This window comes from Isoptericola sp. NPDC056605 (genome assembly GCF_042792795.1).
GTDB lineage: Bacteria > Actinomycetota > Actinomycetes > Actinomycetales > Cellulomonadaceae > Isoptericola.
The window spans coordinates 21624-37423 of record NZ_JBHTVT010000019.1; the positions used below are offsets into that span (position 1 = coordinate 21624).

Annotated in this window: 14 protein-coding genes; all 14 read left to right on the forward strand. The window is 75.2% G+C overall.

What is annotated here, in order from left to right:
* Positions 1 to 34: 34 nt before the first annotated feature.
* The 14 genes from ACFQ8Y_RS17330 to ACFQ8Y_RS17395 all read left to right on the forward strand — a co-directional run bounded on the left by ACFQ8Y_RS17330 (position 35) and on the right by ACFQ8Y_RS17395 (position 15751).
* Positions 35 to 1678, forward strand: coding sequence for a UDP-N-acetylmuramoyl-L-alanyl-D-glutamate--2,6-diaminopimelate ligase (locus ACFQ8Y_RS17330; protein WP_430586254.1), 1644 nt, complete (start codon positions 35 to 37; stop codon positions 1676 to 1678).
* The gene (gene murF, locus ACFQ8Y_RS17335) at positions 1675 to 3186 is read left to right on the forward strand and encodes a UDP-N-acetylmuramoyl-tripeptide--D-alanyl-D-alanine ligase (protein WP_430586255.1); all 1512 of its coding nucleotides are present in this window, start codon (positions 1675 to 1677) and stop codon (positions 3184 to 3186) included. The genes ACFQ8Y_RS17330 and murF overlap by 4 nt, the downstream gene beginning before the upstream one ends.
* A complete protein-coding gene (gene mraY / locus ACFQ8Y_RS17340; RefSeq protein WP_430552283.1) occupies positions 3183 to 4265 on the forward strand; it encodes a phospho-N-acetylmuramoyl-pentapeptide-transferase in 1083 nt (360 codons plus the stop codon). The genes murF and mraY overlap by 4 nt, the downstream gene beginning before the upstream one ends.
* Positions 4262 to 5722, forward strand: coding sequence for a UDP-N-acetylmuramoyl-L-alanine--D-glutamate ligase (gene murD, locus ACFQ8Y_RS17345; protein WP_430586256.1), 1461 nt, complete (start codon positions 4262 to 4264; stop codon positions 5720 to 5722). The genes mraY and murD overlap by 4 nt, the downstream gene beginning before the upstream one ends.
* Before the next feature lie 40 nt (positions 5723 to 5762).
* The gene (gene ftsW / locus ACFQ8Y_RS17350) at positions 5763 to 7133 is read left to right on the forward strand and encodes a putative lipid II flippase FtsW (protein WP_430552281.1); all 1371 of its coding nucleotides are present in this window, start codon (positions 5763 to 5765) and stop codon (positions 7131 to 7133) included.
* A gap of 10 nt (positions 7134 to 7143) precedes the next feature.
* Complete coding sequence (gene murG / locus ACFQ8Y_RS17355; protein WP_430586257.1) at positions 7144 to 8319, forward strand: undecaprenyldiphospho-muramoylpentapeptide beta-N-acetylglucosaminyltransferase; 1176 nt, start codon at positions 7144 to 7146, stop codon at positions 8317 to 8319.
* Positions 8316 to 9839 carry a UDP-N-acetylmuramate--L-alanine ligase gene (gene murC / locus ACFQ8Y_RS17360; protein WP_430586258.1) on the forward strand — a complete coding sequence of 508 codons (1524 nt, stop codon included), beginning with the start codon at positions 8316 to 8318 and terminating at the stop codon, positions 9837 to 9839. The genes murG and murC overlap by 4 nt, the downstream gene beginning before the upstream one ends.
* Complete coding sequence (locus ACFQ8Y_RS17365; RefSeq protein ID WP_430586259.1) at positions 9839 to 10852, forward strand: cell division protein FtsQ/DivIB; 1014 nt, start codon at positions 9839 to 9841, stop codon at positions 10850 to 10852. Before murC ends, ACFQ8Y_RS17365 begins: the two co-directional genes overlap by 1 nt.
* A gap of 240 nt (positions 10853 to 11092) precedes the next feature.
* On the forward strand, positions 11093 to 12445 hold the full coding sequence (gene ftsZ, locus ACFQ8Y_RS17370; protein WP_430552277.1) for a cell division protein FtsZ: 1353 nt from the start codon (positions 11093 to 11095) through the stop codon (positions 12443 to 12445).
* 7 nt (positions 12446 to 12452) lie between these two features.
* Complete coding sequence (locus tag ACFQ8Y_RS17375; RefSeq protein WP_430563410.1) at positions 12453 to 13271, forward strand: polyphenol oxidase family protein; 819 nt, start codon at positions 12453 to 12455, stop codon at positions 13269 to 13271.
* Positions 13272 to 13431: 160 nt separating this feature from the next.
* Positions 13432 to 13905 (forward strand): cell division protein SepF, encoded by a 474-nt coding sequence (locus tag ACFQ8Y_RS17380; protein WP_430586260.1) that lies wholly within the window; start codon positions 13432 to 13434, stop codon positions 13903 to 13905.
* Positions 13906 to 13995: 90 nt separating this feature from the next.
* Entirely contained in the window at positions 13996 to 14289 is a 294-nt protein-coding gene (locus ACFQ8Y_RS17385) for a YggT family protein (protein ID WP_430552274.1), read from the forward strand.
* 208 nt (positions 14290 to 14497) lie between these two features.
* Entirely contained in the window at positions 14498 to 15130 is a 633-nt protein-coding gene (locus ACFQ8Y_RS17390; RefSeq protein WP_430563409.1) for a DivIVA domain-containing protein, read from the forward strand.
* Between the two features lie 159 nt (positions 15131 to 15289).
* Positions 15290 to 15751: a TraR/DksA family transcriptional regulator gene (locus ACFQ8Y_RS17395; RefSeq protein ID WP_430552272.1), complete on the forward strand. Its 462-nt coding sequence runs from the start codon at positions 15290 to 15292 to the stop codon at positions 15749 to 15751.
* Positions 15752 to 15800 lie beyond the last annotated feature (49 nt).

Below are 15800 nucleotides of genomic sequence, written 5' to 3' on the forward strand. Positions count from 1 at the left end.
GGGCCCGCAGCACGCAGACGGTAGGTTCTTCTCCGTGACATCCCCGCTTCCCCGTATCCGGCCCGCGGGCACGACGCCCCGGCGGGTGCGGGACCTCGCCCTGACCTTCGGGCTCGAGGTGACGACACCGGTGGCACCGGACGAGGGCGGCCCCCGGCCGCAGGTCCCCGCCGACGTCGTCGTCACCTCGGTCGCGTCCGACAACCGCGTCGTCGCAGGTGGCGACCTGTTCGTCGCCCTTCCCGGCGCGCACGCCCACGGCGCCCGGTTCGCGGCGGACGCCGTGGCCCGCGGGGCCCGTGCGGTGCTCACCGACGAGGCCGGGGCGGCCACCCTCGCGACGGGACCGGACGCCCTCGACCCGGCCGTGCCCGTGCTGGTCGCCGGTGACCCGAGGGCCGTGCTCGGTCCGGTCGCGGCCTGGGTGTACGGCGAGCCCGCCGAGCACCTCATGACCTTCGGCGTCACCGGGACCAACGGCAAGACGACGACCACCTACCAGGTGGACCACCTGCTGCGCGCCCTCGGCTGGACCGGTGGACTGATCGGCACCGTCGAGATGCGCGCGGGCGACACGGTGCTGCCGAGCCGGCTCACGACCCCGGAGGCCGCGGACCTGCAGGCGCTGCTCGCCGCGATGTGCGAGGCGGAGGTGCGCACGCTGGCGATGGAGGTGTCCTCCCACTCGCTGTCGATGCACCGCGTGGACGGCATCGAGTTCGGCGTGGTCGGGTTCACGAACCTCAGCCAGGACCACCTCGACTTCCACGGCGACCTGCAGTCGTACTTCGACGCGAAGGCGTCGCTGTTCACGCCCGAGCACGCGCGCCGCGGCGTCGTCGTGGTGGACGACGTGTGGGGCGAGCGCATGGCGGCGGCCGCGCAGGTGCCCGTCGCGACGCTGCGCACCCGCGCCCCGCGGGACGGCGAGGCGGCGTCCGACTGGACCGTCACCGACGTCGCACCGCACGGCACCGGCTCCGCGTTCACGCTGACGCACGTCGACGGCCGCTCCCTGCGCACGTCGACGTCCCTGCCGGGCGGGTTCAACGTGGCCAACGCCGCGCTCGCCGTCGCGATGGTCCTCGAGGGCGGCGCGCACGTCGAGGACGTGGCAGAGGCGCTCGCCGCGGCCGACGGCCTCTCGGCCGTCGTGCCCGGCCGCATGGAGGTCGTCGGCGCGGGCGGGGAAGGCCATCCGCGCGTCGTCGTGGACTTCGCGCACAACACCGAGGCGCTCGAGCTCGCGCTCGCCGCCCTGCGCCCGACGACGGCCGGCCGGCTCGTCGTCGTCTTCGGGGCCACGGGCGACCGGGACAAGGGCAAGCGTCCGGCCATGGGCGCGGCCGCCGTGGCGGGCGCGGACGTCGTCGTCGTCACGGACGACGACCCCCACGGCGAGGACGCCGCCGTGGTGCGCGCCGCCGTGCTCGAGGGGGCCGCCGCGGCCCGCGACTCGGCCCGCGAAGCGGGCCGCGACGTCGCCATGACGCAGGTGGCGCCGCGGGCGGCCGCCATCGAGCGGGCCGTGCTCGACGCGGGGGCGGACGACACCGTCCTCGTGGCGGGCCGCGGCCACGAGACCATCCAGGAGGTCGCGGGCGTCGACCTCGAGCTCGACGACCGGGACGAGGCCCGCCGCGCGCTGCAGCGGCGGCACGAGAGGACCACCGCATGATCGCGCTGACCGCCGCCGACGTCGCCGAGGCGACCGGGGGACGGCTGCACGCCGACGCCGCCACGCCCGTGACCGGGTCCGTCGTCGTCGACTCCCGCCGTGTGGAGCCCGGGGGGCTGTTCGTCGCGCTGCCCGGCGAGCGGGTCGACGGGCACGACTTCGCCCGCGGCGCCGTCGAGGCCGGCGCGGCGCTGGTCCTGGCCGCCCGCGAGCTCGAGGGCGTGCCGACCGTCGTCGTGGACGACGTCCAGGCCGCGTTGGGGGAGCTCGCCCGCGCCGTCCTGGCGCGCGTGCGGACGCGCGGCGACCTGCGGGTCCTCGCGGTGACGGGCTCGGTGGGCAAGACGACGACCAAGGACCTGCTCGGCCAGCTCCTCGGCGACCTGCTGCCGGACGACGTCTCGCCCGAGGACGGCCTGGTCGTGCCCACCGGGTCGTTCAACAACGAGGTCGGCCTGCCGCTGACCGTGCTGCGCGTCACCGAGGCCACGAGGTTCCTGGTGCTGGAGATGGGCGCGGACGGCCCCGGCAACATCGCCTACCTCACGCGGATCGCGCCGCCCGACGTCGGCATCGTGCTCGCCGTCGGCGTGGCCCACGTGGGCAAGTTCGGCTCGGTCGAGGCGATCGCCCGCACCAAGGCCGAGATGGTCACCGGGGTCGTGCCGGGCGGCACCGTCGTGCTGAACGCCGACGACCAGCGCGTGGCGGCGATGGCGTCGCTGGCTGCCCCCGAGCACACCGTCGTCACGTTCGGCACCATCTCCTCGGCCGACGTGCGCGCCGCCGACGTCGAGGTGGACGCCTCCGGCCGGGCGACGTTCCGGCTCGCCGTCGCCGGCGCCCCGGACCTGGGCGGACCCGTGCCCGTGGGGCTGCGCCTCGTGGGCGCGCACCACGTGAGCAACGCTCTCGCCGCCGCCGCGGCGGTCCTCGCGCTCGGCGGCACCACCGCCGACGTGGCAGCGCGACTGGCCGAGGGCCTGTCCCGCGCGACCCCGGTCAGCCCGCACCGGATGGCGGTCACCGAGCGCCCGGACGGCGTCACCGTGGTCGACGACGCGTACAACGCCAACCCGGACTCCATGCGCGCCGCGCTGCGGGCGCTCGCCGTCATGGCGGGCCGCACGCGCCGTTCCGTCGCCGTGCTGGGCGAGATGCTCGAGCTCGGGGACGGCTCGCGCGCCGCGCACGACGAGATCGGCCGCCTCGTGGTCCGATTGAACGTCAAGCTCCTCGTCGTCGTCGGCGACGGGGCGTACCACATCCACGAGGGGGCCCTGCAGGAGGGGTCCTGGGGAGAGGAGTCGGTCTTCGTGCCTGACCTCGACGCCGCACGCGCGGTGCTCGCCGAGGCGCTCGAGCCGGGCGACGTCGTCCTCGTGAAGTCCTCCCTCGGGTCCGGCCTGTGGCGGCTCGGCGACGAGCTCGCGGCGGGCGGCCCCTCGACCGGACCCACGACCGGCCCCGACGCGTCGGGCGAACCCGCCACGGAGGTCGCCCCGTGATCGCGATCCTCGTCTCGGCCGGTGTCTCCGGGCTGGTCGCCCTCTTCGGGACGCCCCTGTTCATCCGGTTCCTCATCCACCGGAACTACGGCCAGTTCGTGCGCCAGGACGGGCCGACGGCGCACTTCACCAAGCGCGGCACGCCGACGATGGGCGGCGTCGTGATCATCGCGGCCGCCCTGGTCGGCGTCGCGGTGTCCATGCTGGTCGCGGGGAGGCCGCCGAGCGCGTCGGCGCTGCTGTGCCTCTATCTCATGACCGGGCTCGGGCTGGTCGGCTTCCTCGACGACTTCACGAAGATCCGCAAGCAGCGGTCCCTCGGCCTCACGCCGAAGGCGAAGATCATCGGCCAGGGCTTCGTCGGGATCAGCTTCGCGGTGCTCGCCCTGCAGTTCCCCAACGCCAACGCCCGGACGCCCGCCTCCACGCGGATCTCCTTCCTGCGCGACACCAACCTCGACCTGGCGTTCGCCGGGGTCACGGTGGGCCTCATCCTCTTCGTGATCTGGGCGAACTTCCTCATCACCGCCTGGTCCAACGCGGTGAACCTCACGGACGGCCTGGACGGCCTGGCGACCGGCGTGTCGATCATCGTCTTCGGCGCGTACGTCCTCGTGTGCATCTGGCAGCTCAACCAGTCGTGCCAGCGGCTCGCCGCGGCCGGTCCGCGCTGCTACGAGGTGCGCGACCCGCAGGACCTCGCGATCGTCGCCGCCGCCATCGCGGGCGCCTGCATCGGCTTCCTGTGGTGGAACGCCAGCCCCGCGAAGATCTTCATGGGCGACACGGGCTCGCTCGCCCTCGGTGGCGCCCTGGCCGGCATCTCGATCCTGTCGCGCACCGAGATCCTCGCCGCGATCATCGGCGGTCTCTTCGTCGTCATCGTCATGTCCGACGTCATCCAGATCGGCTTCTTCAAGATGACCGGCAAGCGGGTGTTCAAGATGGCGCCGCTGCACCACCACTTCGAGCTGTCGGGGTGGGGCGAGGTCACGATCGTCATCCGGTTCTGGCTCATCGCCGGCCTGTTCGCCGCCCTCGGCATGGGCGTGTTCTACGCCGAGTGGGTGGCCACGTGACCGTCGCCTCCCTGCCCGACGGCGCGCGCGTCGTCGTGGCGGGCCTCGGCGTGACCGGGCGCGCCGTCGTCGCGGCCCTGTCGGCTCGTGCGGCCGGCCGGGCGTCCTCGGTGGTGACGGTCGACGGCCGTGCCCCCGACGCCGACGTGCGCGACGCCGACGATCCCGCCGTGGCGGAGCGCGTCGTCGCCGGCGCGGACCTCGTCGTCGCCTCCCCGGGGTGGGCGCCGAGCACGCCGCTGCTGGCCGCGGCCCGCGCCGCCGGCGTCCCCGTCTGGAGCGAGGTCGAGCTCGCCTGGCGGCTGCGGGTCGAGCGCACCCCCGGGCCCGACGGCGCGCGGGGCCCCGCCCCGTGGCTCGCCGTCACGGGGACCAACGGCAAGACGACGACGGTCGAGATGCTCGCGTCGATCCTCACCGCGGCGGGCCTGCGCGCCGCCGCGGTGGGGAACGTCGGGACGCCCGTCGTCGAGGCCGCGCAGGACCCGTCGCTGGACGTCCTCGCGGTGGAGCTCTCCAGCTTCCAGCTGCACCACACGCTCACGACGTCCTTCGAGGCGGCGGCCGTGCTCAACGTGGCCGCCGACCACCTCGACTGGCACGGGTCCCTCGAGGCGTACGCGGCGGACAAGGGGCGCGTCTACACCCGCGCGCAGGTGGCGTGCGTGTACAACGCGGCCGACCCGCGCACCGAGCAGCTCGTGCGCGACGCCGACGTGACCGAGGGCGCACTTGCCGTCGGGTTCACGCTCGGTGCCCCGGGCCCCGGACAGCTGGGCGTGGTCGAGGACGTGCTGGTCGACCGCGCCTTCCACGCCGCGCCGGGGGCCCGCGACCGGCAGCGCACGGCCGCCGAGCTCGGCACCCTCGCGGACCTCGCGCACCTCGCTCCCGGGCACGGCGCCCCGCCGCCGCACGTCGTCGCGAACGCCCTGGCGGCGGCGGCGCTCGCGCGCGCCCACGGCGTGCCCGCCGCCGCCGTGCGCGACGGCCTGCGGGCGTTCCGGCCCGGCGCGCACCGCATCGCCCGCGTCCGCGAGCTCGACGGCGTCGCCTGGGTGGACGACTCGAAGGCCACCAACGCGCACGCGGCGGCGGCCTCGCTCGCGGCCTACCCGCCCGGCAGCGTCGTGTGGGTGGCGGGCGGCCTCGCGAAGGGGGCGTCGTTCGACGACCTCGTCGCCGACCGGGCCGACCGCCTGCACGCGGCGGTCGTCATCGGCGTCGACCCGGAGCCGGTCCGCGGGGCCCTGGCCCGACACGCGCCCGAGATCCCCGTCGTCGTGGTCGATCCCGGCGACACTGGGTCGGTGATGCGTCGCGCGGTCGCGGCGGCACGGGACCTCGCCCGTCCGGGCGACACCGTGCTGCTGGCTCCTGCAGGCGCCTCCATGGACCAGTTCGCCTCCTACGCCCAGCGGGGGGAGGCGTTCGCCACGGCCGTGGCGGAGCTGTAGGCGCCCGCGTGGCGCCACGAGGACGAGCGAGGGGTGTCGGATGGCGGTCACGACGGGCACCCGACGCGGCCCGGGAGGGTCGACCGGCCGTCCGTCGAGGGACAGGACGACGCGCGACAAGGGTTCGCGGGACAGGACGTCGCCGCGACCGTCGCCGAAGCGGGCCGAGCGGCCCTGGCTCGGCCAGTGGAACAGCACCGTCACGAGCTACTACCTGCTCGTCGGGGCCACCGGGCTGCTGCTGGTCATCGGTCTCGTCATGGTGCTCTCCAGCTCGACGGTGACGTCCATCGCCGAGGGGGACTCGCCGTTCGCCGCCTTCCTCGTGCAGGGCCGGTACGCCCTCATCGGGCTGCCGCTCATGCTGGTCGCCGCGCGGCTCCCCGTGCGCTGGTACAAGCGGCTGGCCTGGCCCGCGTTCCTGGTGGCGCTGGCGCTGCTGGTCGCGGTGGTCTTCTTCGGCAGGTCGGTGAACGGCAACCAGAACTGGCTGCCGCTCGGGCCGGTGCAGATCCAGCCGTCGGAGCTCGCCAAGCTGGCCGTCGCCGTGTGGCTCGGTGCCGTGCTGGGCCGCAAGCAGCACCTGCTCGGTCGCTGGGGCCAGGCCATCATGCCCGGCGTGGTCGGTCTCGCCGCCGTCCTCGGGCTCGTCATGGCGGGGCACGACCTCGGCACGGCGCTCATCCTCGCGCTGCTCGGCCTCGGCGCCTACTGGGTCTCGGGCGCGCCCGCCTCGCTGCTCGCCGTGGGCGGCGTCGGAGCGGCGCTGATCGTCGGCTGGGCGTTCATCCTCAACCAGGGCAGCTCCGACCGCCTCACCCGCATCCTCGCCGCGTACGGCACCTGCACCGACACGCAGGGGCAGTGCTACCAGTCGATCCACGGCATGTACGGGCTCGGCACCGGGGGTCTGTTCGGCGTCGGCCTGGGCGCCAGCCGCGAGAAGTGGAAGTACCTGCCCGAGGCGCACAACGACTTCATCTACTCCGTGATCGGCGAGGAGCTGGGGCTGCTCGGCACCCTGCTGGTGCTCGCGCTGTTCGCCGTCCTCGGGATCGCGATGGCGCGGGTGGTGCGCCGGCACCCGGACCCGTTCGTGAAGATCACCACGGCCGCGATCGGCTGCTGGGTCGTGGGCCAGGCCTTCGTGAACATCGGCGTGGTGATCGGCGTCCTGCCGGTGATCGGCGTCCCGCTGCCGCTGGTGTCGGCGGGCGGGTCTGCCCTGGTCACGACGATGGTGGCGCTCGGCGTGGTGATCAGCTTCGCGCGCAGCGAGCCGGGCGCCGCCGAGGCCCTGGCCGCGCGCCGGAGCGTCGTCAAGCGCTCGGTCGCGGTCCTGTCAAGGCGCGGCCGGGCCGGCGGCGCCGGTGGGGGCGCGCGGCGCCGCGGGGGCGACGGCGGCCGATAGGGTCCTGCCTGTGAAGAGCTCTGCAGTCACGTCCGTCGTCCTCGCCGGGGGCGGCACCGCCGGCCACGTCAACCCCCTCCTCGCCGTCGCGGACGAGCTCCGCGCGCGAGAGCCGGAGGCCAGGATCCTCGCCCTCGGCACCACGTCGGGGCTGGAGGCCGACCTCGTCCCGGAGCGCGGCTATCGGCTCTGGCCGATCCCTCGCGTCCCGCTGCCGCGGCGCCCGAGCGTCGACCTGCTGAAGCTGCCGGGCCGCCTCAGCGCCGCCGTGAAGGCGGCCGAGGCCGCCATCGACGAGATCGGCGCCCAGGCGGTCGTCGGGTTCGGCGGGTACGTCTCGACCCCCGCGTACCTCGCCGCCCGGCGCAAGGGCGTCCCCGTGGTGATCCACGAGCAGAACGCCCGTGCGGGCCTGGCCAACAAGCTCGGTGCCCGCTGGGCGGCGGCCGTCGGGGCGACGTTCCCGGGCACCCCGCTGCCGGGGGCCCAGGTCGTGGGCCTTCCGCTGCGGGCCGAGATCGCGGACCTCGTCTCGGCCCGTGAGGCGGACGCCCTGGCCGCGCGGGTGCAGGCCGCCGACGCGCTGGGCCTCGACGCCGGCCTCCCGACGCTCGTCGTCACGGGGGGTTCCTCGGGGGCGGCGTCGGTGAACGCCGCCCTGGCCGGGTCGGTGGAGGTGCTGCTGCGCGCCGGCGTCCAGGTGCTGCACCTGACGGGCAAGGGCAAGGACGGACCCGTCCGGGCCGCGGTCGACGCCGCCACGGCCGCGGGCGGGCACGAGGCCGCGCGCTACCAGGTGCGCGAGTACCTGTCCGAGATGCAGCTCGCCCTCGCCGTCGCAGACCTGGTCGTGGCCCGCTCGGGTGCCGGCACGGTGTGCGAGCTCGCCGCCCTCGGCGTGCCCGCCGTCTACGTGCCGCTGCCCATCGGCAACGGCGAGCAGCGGCTCAACGCGGCGCCCTTGGTGGAGGCGGGCGGTGGCCTCCTCGTCGACGACGCCGACCTCACGCCCGCCTGGGTGGCCGAGCACGTGCCGGCGCTGCTGGCCGACCGGCTGCGGCTCGACGCGATGGCGTCCGCCGCCCGGGCGACCGGGGTGCGCGACGGCGCCGCCCGCGTGGCCGACCTCGTCGCCGCGGCGGTCGCGCAGGCGGGCGCCGGCTCGGGCGCCGGGCGGCAGGCATGAGCGCCACCGGGTCGGCGCGGCCGCCGGCGCTGCCCGTCGAGGAGCTCGGCCGCGTGCACCTGGTGGGTGTGGGCGGCGCGGGCGTCTCCGTCGTCGCGCGGCTGCTGGCGGCCCGCGGCGTCGACGTCCAGGGCTCCGACGCCGCGGCCGGCCCCGCCCTCGAGGCGCTGCGCGCCGACGGGGTGCGGGTCTGGGTCGGGCACGACGCGGCGCACGTCGTCGGACCGGACGGCGCACCCCTGGTCGACACGCTCGTCGTGTCCTCCGCCGTGCGGGAGACCAACCCGGAGCTGGCCGCGGCCCGCGCGGCCGGGGTCCGGGTGCTGCACCGCTCCCAGGCGCTCGCGTCGCTGATGCTCGGGCGCCGGGCGGTGGCCGTCGCCGGCGCGCACGGCAAGACCACGACGTCGGCGATGGTCGCGACCGTGCTGCGCGCGTGCGGCGTCGACGCGTCGTTCGCGATCGGGGGCACGGTGCGGGTGCGGGACGCCGAAGGCCACGAGAGCGCGGTGCCCGGGGGGCATCTCGGCGCCTCCGACGTGCTGGTGGCCGAGGCGGACGAGTCGGACGGCTCGTTCCTCAACTACGCCCCCACGGTGGCCGTCGTGACGAATGTCGAGCCGGACCACCTGGACCACTACGGCTCGCAAGCGGCCTTCGAGCGGGCCTTCGAGGAGTTCGCCGGACGGATCGTCGACGGCGGCACGCTCGTCGCGTGCGCCGACGACGCCGGGTCGGCGGCCCTCGCGGACGCGCACCGGGCCGCGGGAAGGGCCGTGGTGACGTACGGCGAGGCCGCGGGTGCCGACGTGCGGGTGCGCGACGTCGTCGTCGGGGCGGGGACCGTCGAGGCGGTCGTCTCCGGCGGCCCGCTCGGCGGCGAGCCGCGCGCGCTGCGCCTCGCCGTGCCGGGGGCGCACAACGCGCTCAACGCGACGGCCGCCGTCGTGACCGCGGTGCTGCTCGGCGTCGAGCCGGGCGACGCGGTGCGGGCCGCGGGCACGTTCGTCGGCACGGGCCGGCGGTTCGAGCCCAAGGGGGAGGTCGACGGGGTCCGCGTGTTCGACAGCTACGACCACCACCCCACCGAGGTGGAGGCGCTGCTACGGGCGGCCCGGCCGGCGGCCGGGGACGGTCGCATCGTCGTGCTCTTCCAGCCGCACCTGTACTCGCGCACGCGGATCTTCGCCGACCGGTTCGCCGCGGCGCTGGCGCTCGCGGACGAGGTCGTCGTCACCGGTGTCTACCGGGCCCGCGAGGACGTCGACCCGACGGTCGGGCCGCGCACGATCACCGACCTGCTCGGCCGGACGTCGTCCGGCGGGGGAGTGCGTGCCGTCGAGGACCGGCTGGAGGCCGCGCACGTGGCCTCCGCTCTCGCGCGCCCCGGCGACCTGGTGCTCACCGTCGGCGCGGGAGACGTCACCGAGCTCGGTCCGGTGATCCTGGCGGACCTCGCCGCGCGCACCTCCGGCGTGGCGTCGCCGGGCGGCGGCGCCCCCGACGCGACCATGGGGTGATGCGACCGCCAGCCCGCCCGCGCCCGACCAGCACGACGTCGGGCCGCACGACGTCGGGACGATCAGCGGCGACCGCGCCGACCGGCACGCCCTCGGTGGGCGCCGGGACGCCGCCGGGGACGCGCGGGACGAGGGGAAGCCCGCGGGGGCCGGCGACCGGAGCCTCCAAGTCGGCCTCGAAGGCGGCCCCCAAGACGGCCCCGGCGGCGCCCGCCGAGCCCCGGCGTCCCGGCGCCCGCACCGCGGCGACGGCGGTGGTCCCGGCCGGGCAGGTGGTCCCTCCCCGCGTGTCGACGGCGATGGCGGACCGCCTCGCCGAGCGCACCGCGATGCGCCGGCACCGCGCCTGGCGGCGCGTGCTCGCGTGGGTCCTCTCGCTGGCGCTCGTCGTGGGCCTCGCGTGGGTGGCGCTCTGGTCGCCGGTGCTCGCCCTGGAGAAGGCGGAGGTGAGCGTGACCGGCGCGGGGCGGTACGTCGACGAGGCCAGGGTGCGCGAGATCGCCGAGGCCCCGGACGGCACCCCGCTGCCCCGCCTGGACACCGTGGCGATGCGGGAGCAGGTGCTCGGGCTGCGCGGGGTGAAGGACGTGCGGATCGCGCGGGCCTGGCCCCACGGGCTCGCGGTGGAGCTCACGCCGCGCGTCCCGGTCGCGGCCGTGCCCGACGGCGACCGCCTGGCGCTCCTCGACTCGGCCGGGGTGCGCGTGGCGACGCGCGACGCGGCGCCGAAGGGGCTGCCGCAGGTGGACGTGCCGCTGGACGACGCGCTGGCGCTGCAGGCGGCGCTCCACGTGCTGGCGGCGCTGCCCGCCAAGCTCGCCGGCCAGGTGGACCACGTCAGCGCCGACACGCAGGACGCCGTCGAGACGGTGCTGGAGGACGGCACCACGGTCCGCTGGGGCGGCAGCTCGGACCTTCCGCTCAAGGTCGAGGCGGTGCGCACGCTGCGCAAGCTCGACGACGGCGCGCCGACCATCGACGTCTCGTCGCCCGAGCTGCCGGTGACCCGATGAGGGGGGCGGGGAGGGCGCAGCAGGCGCGGGCGGGTGAGGCAAGCACCGGGCGCGCGCGACACGCCGAGAGACGTCCGGCGTCGCGCCCACCGCGCCGCCTACCGTCGATCGCAGCAGCAACCTGACATAACTCTAACCCTCAACTCGAACCTTAAGGTTAGACCCGCGGGTCGGCCGGTCGGGGCGACGGGGGCGCGAGGACCGGACGTCGGGACAAGGAACGACCCGAGAGGCAACGACGTGGCAACTCCGCAGAACTACCTGGCAGTGATCAAGGTGGTCGGTATCGGCGGTGGCGGCGTGAACGCCGTGAACCGCATGATCGAGGTCGGGCTCAAGGGTGTCGAGTTCATCGCCATCAACACCGACGCGCAGGCGCTGCTGATGTCGGACGCCGACGTCAAGCTCGACGTCGGTCGCGAGCTCACCCGTGGCCTGGGCGCCGGCGCCGACCCGGAGGTCGGCAAGAAGGCGGCCGAGGACCACGCGGAGGAGATCGAGGACGTCCTGCGCGGCGCCGACATGGTCTTCGTGACGGCGGGCGAGGGCGGTGGCACCGGCACGGGCGGCGCCCCCGTGGTCGCCCGGATCGCCCGGTCGCTGGGTGCCCTGACGGTGGGGGTCGTGACGCGGCCCTTCACGTTCGAGGGCCGCCGCCGCTCCGTGCAGGCCGAGCAGGGGATCGACGCCCTCCGCGAGGAGGTCGACACCCTCATCGTGATCCCCAACGACCGGCTCCTGTCCATGTCGGACAAGAGCGTCTCGGCGATCGCGGCGTTCCACTCGGCCGACCAGGTGCTGCACTCCGGCGTCCAGGGCATCACCGACCTCATCACGACGCCGGGCCTCATCAACCTCGACTTCGCGGACGTGAAGTCCGTGATGCAGGGCGCGGGCTCGGCGCTGATGGGCATCGGCTCGGCCCGGGGCGAGGACCGCGCGGTGCAGGCGGCCGAGCTCGCGATCTCGTCCCCGCTGCTCGAGGCCTCCATCGACGGCGCGCACGGCGTCCTGCTGTCGATCCAGGGCGGCAGCGACATCGGCCTCTTCGAGGTGCACGAGGCCGCTCGCCTCGTCCAGGAGGCGGCCCACTCCGAGGCGAACATCATCTTCGGCACGGTCATCGACGACGCGCTCGGCGACGAGGTGCGGGTCACCGTCATCGCGGCCGGGTTCGACGGCGGCGTGCCGCAGGCCCGCAAGGACGGCCGCGGTCTCGGCCAGATCGCCGGCGCGCCGGCCAAGCCGACGGTCACCGTCGGTGAGGGGGGCACGACGGCGACGTCCGTGCCGCAGCCCGGCGTCCAGACCGCCCCGCCGCGCCCGCCGCAGCCGGCCACCGCGTCGGTGCCGGCGGCCCCCGTGCAGCCGCGACCGATCCCGGCGGAGCCGGACGACGTCCCCGTGAGCCTCGACGCGCCGCCGGCCCCGCCGGTCGGGGCGCGGCCTGCGGAGCAGCGCCGCCCGTTCACGGTGGTCGAGGACGCCGAGGGCGAGGGCGTCACCGTGGAGCGGCCGGTCGAGGTGCCGCGCCTGTTCGACGAGCCGCGCCGTCCGGCCGAGGAGCTCGACGTGCCCGACTTCCTCAAGTGAGCGCCGGGTGAGCGGGACTCACGGAGCGGTCGGCTGGGCCCAGGAGGCGTTGTTGCCGGACCAGTTCGGTGCGGGGCTGCTGCGGGTGGACCTCGGGGAGGGCGTCGTGGCGGGCTTCACCACGCGTCACGGCGGGGTGTCGCCCGCCCCCTGGTCGTCGCTCGACCTGGGCACCTCGACGGGCGACGACCCCGTGCGGGTGCGGGAGAACCGGGCCCGCGTCGGGGCGTGGCTCGGTGCGCCCGTGGCCTTCTCGGCCCAGGTGCACGGCGACCAGGTCCTGGACCTGGGCTCCGCCGAGCTCGCCGAGTGGTCGTCGACGGAGCCGCCGGTCGCGGCGGGCGAGGCCGACGCCATGGTCACCGCGGAGGCCGGTCTGGCGCTCGGTGTCCTGGTCGCTGACTGCGTGCCCGTCGTCCTCGCGGACCCGGTGGCCCGCCTGGTGGCGGTCGCGCACGCGGGCCGGGGCGGGGTCGCCCTGGGGGTCGTGCACCGGGTGGTCGAGCGGCTGCTCGCACGCGGGGCCCGGGCCGAGCACCTCCGGGCCGCCGTCGGCCCGGCGGTCTGCGGCGCCTGCTACGAGGTGCCGGCTGCGATGCGCGACGAGGTCGCCGCCGTCGTCCCCGAGACGTGGGCGACGACCACGGCGGGCACGCCTGCGCTCGACCTGCCGGCCGGCGTGCTCGCGCAGCTGGCGGCGCACGGCGTGACCGCCAGCCGGGTGGACCGGTGCACGCTCACGGACACCGACCTCTACTCCCACCGTCGCGCCACCGCCCAGGGCACGACGACCGGGCGGCAGGCGGGGGTCGTCGTCCTGACCTGACCCGCCGGCCCGGCGTGCCGAACTGACGCGGTCGTGACCTGACACGCCCGCGACGCGCGACACACCGGCGTGTCGTGCGCCGATGCCGCCGCGGGCGTGGTTAACGTCGTGACACCGTCCGGGACGGAGGGCGGGACGTGGCGACGAACGGAGCAAGGCGATGGGCGGAGCGCTTCGCAAGACGATGCTGTACCTGGGGCTCGCCGACGACCAGGGTGAGTCGGAGGATTACCTCGACGAGTACGAGGAGCTGGAGGCACCGGTGCGCGACCGTGACGACTACCAGGCGCAGGTCACCCCGCTGCACCGTGGCGGAGGGAGCGAGTCGGTGATCGCCTCCGACCTGCGACGCATCACGACCATCCACCCGCGCTCGTACAACGACGCCCGCACCATCGGCGAGGCCTTCCGGGGCGGCACGCCGGTGATCATGAACCTGTCCGACATGGACGACGCCGACGCGAAGCGCCTCGTGGACTTCTCGGCGGGCCTCATCTTCGGGCTGCGCGGGTCGATCGAGCGCGTGACGAACAAGGTCTTCCTGCTCTCGCCGGAGCACGTGGAGATCGCGGGCGAGGAGCCGCCGGCGGAGAAGGCCGCCCCCGGACGCGGGGCGTTCTACAACCAGAGCTGAGCGCGCGCCCGAGAGCGCCGATCGCACCGTCCGGCAGGGGCCGGGGCAGTCCTGCCCCGGCCCTGCGTCGTGCTCGGGTAGGTTCGTCCCGTGAGCCTCGTCTTCAACCTGGTCTACCTCGTCCTGTGGCTGTTCCTGCTGTGCCTCATCATCCGGCTCGTCTTCGACTGGGTGCAGTTCTTCGCGCGCGACTGGCGGCCGAAGGGCGTGCTGCTGGTGCTGGCGGAGGCGGTCTACACGGTGACCGACCCGCCCCTGCGCTTCCTGCGCGGGCTGATCCCGCCGCTGACCCTCGGTCAGATCCGGCTGGACATCGCGTTCCTCGTGCTCTTCATCGGCACGGGCATCCTCATGCGGGTGGCGTCGTTCCTGGCCACGATGTGACCGCCGCCGCGGCGGCTCTGCTGTGACCTCGGCCGGGTTCGCGCCGGCTGGGGACGAGCGCCCTGGTGCTGACCTGTGAAGACGTCGTGTGGGCGGGACGACCCGACCTCGCCGGGCAGGTCGCCCGCCGACACGTCCGCTACCGTGGTCATCCAGACGGCCCGGGAACCGGGTCCCACCGACCCTGCAAGAACGATGAGGTGAGACGATGGCGCTGCTGACGGCAGAGGACATCCTGAACAAGAAGTTCGCCGCGACCAAGTTCCGCGAGGGCTACGACGTCGAGGAGGTCGACGACTTCCTCGACGAGGTCGTGCGGACCCTCACGGCGGTCCAGGAGGAGAACGACGACCTGCGCTCCAAGCTCACCGCGGCCGAGCACCGGGTCGCCGAGCTGAGCCGCTCGGACGCTGCGCAGCAGGCGCAGCCCACGCCGACCCCGGCGCCCGCCCCGGCGCCGGCGCCCGCCCCGGCCGCCGCGAAGCAGCAGCCCGCGGAGCCGGAGTCCGCCACCGGGATGCTCCAGCTGGCCCAGAAGCTGCACGACGACTACGTGCGGTCCGGCCAGGAGGAGGGCGACCGCCTCATCTCCGAGGCCAAGTCCGAGGGCTCGCGCATCGTCCGCGAGGCCGAGGAGACCAGCCACCGGACGCTGTCGCAGCTCGAGCAGGAGCGGTCGCTCCTCGAGCGCAAGATCGACGAGCTCCGCCTCTTCGAGCGCGACTACCGCACGCGCCTCAAGAGCTTCCTGCAGAACCTGCTGGGCGACCTCGACGCCCGCGGCTCGGCCCTGCCGCCGCAGCGGCAGAACGCCGCTGCCGGTCGCGGCTCGGAGCTCTGAGCGGGGGGCCGTCACCCCGCGCACCCCGCTCCCTCGTCACGCCTCACGCCGAGCGGCCCGCACGACACGCACGCGTTCACCGCGCGTGCTGTTGTGCGGGCCGCTCGGCGCACTTACGCTGCGGTGACTCGTCGTCGACGCACCAACGAAAGGGCACCGATGGCCAAGCTCTCGACCACCACGCGCGCGGCACTGCGCGAGAACTTCCCGCACCTCGCGCGCGACGTGAAGACGTTCCCGGTCCGCGACGGCGAGGAGCCCTGGACCCTGCACGAGGTGGAGGAGCTGGCGGCCTTCCTGCTCGAGGAGAAGGAGCGCCTCGAGCACGAGCTCGCGGCCGCCGACCAGGAGTTGTCGGACCTGCTGCGCAACTCGGGCGACGGCGCGGGCGACGACCAGGCCGACTACGGGTCGAGCGCCCTCGAGCGTGAGCAGGAGCTCACCCTGGTCAACAACATGCGCGACCTGCTCGCCCAGACCGCGCACGCCGTCGACCGCATCCGCAAGGGCACCTACGCCACCTGCGAGATCACCGGGCTGCCGATCGGCAAGGCACGCCTGCAGGCGTTCCCGCGCGCGACGCTCTCGGTCGAGGCGAAGGCGCGCGAGGAGCGTCGCTGACCGGGCGGCCCTGCCCCGGCGACCGGCCCGGTCCGCCTACACTTGCGGA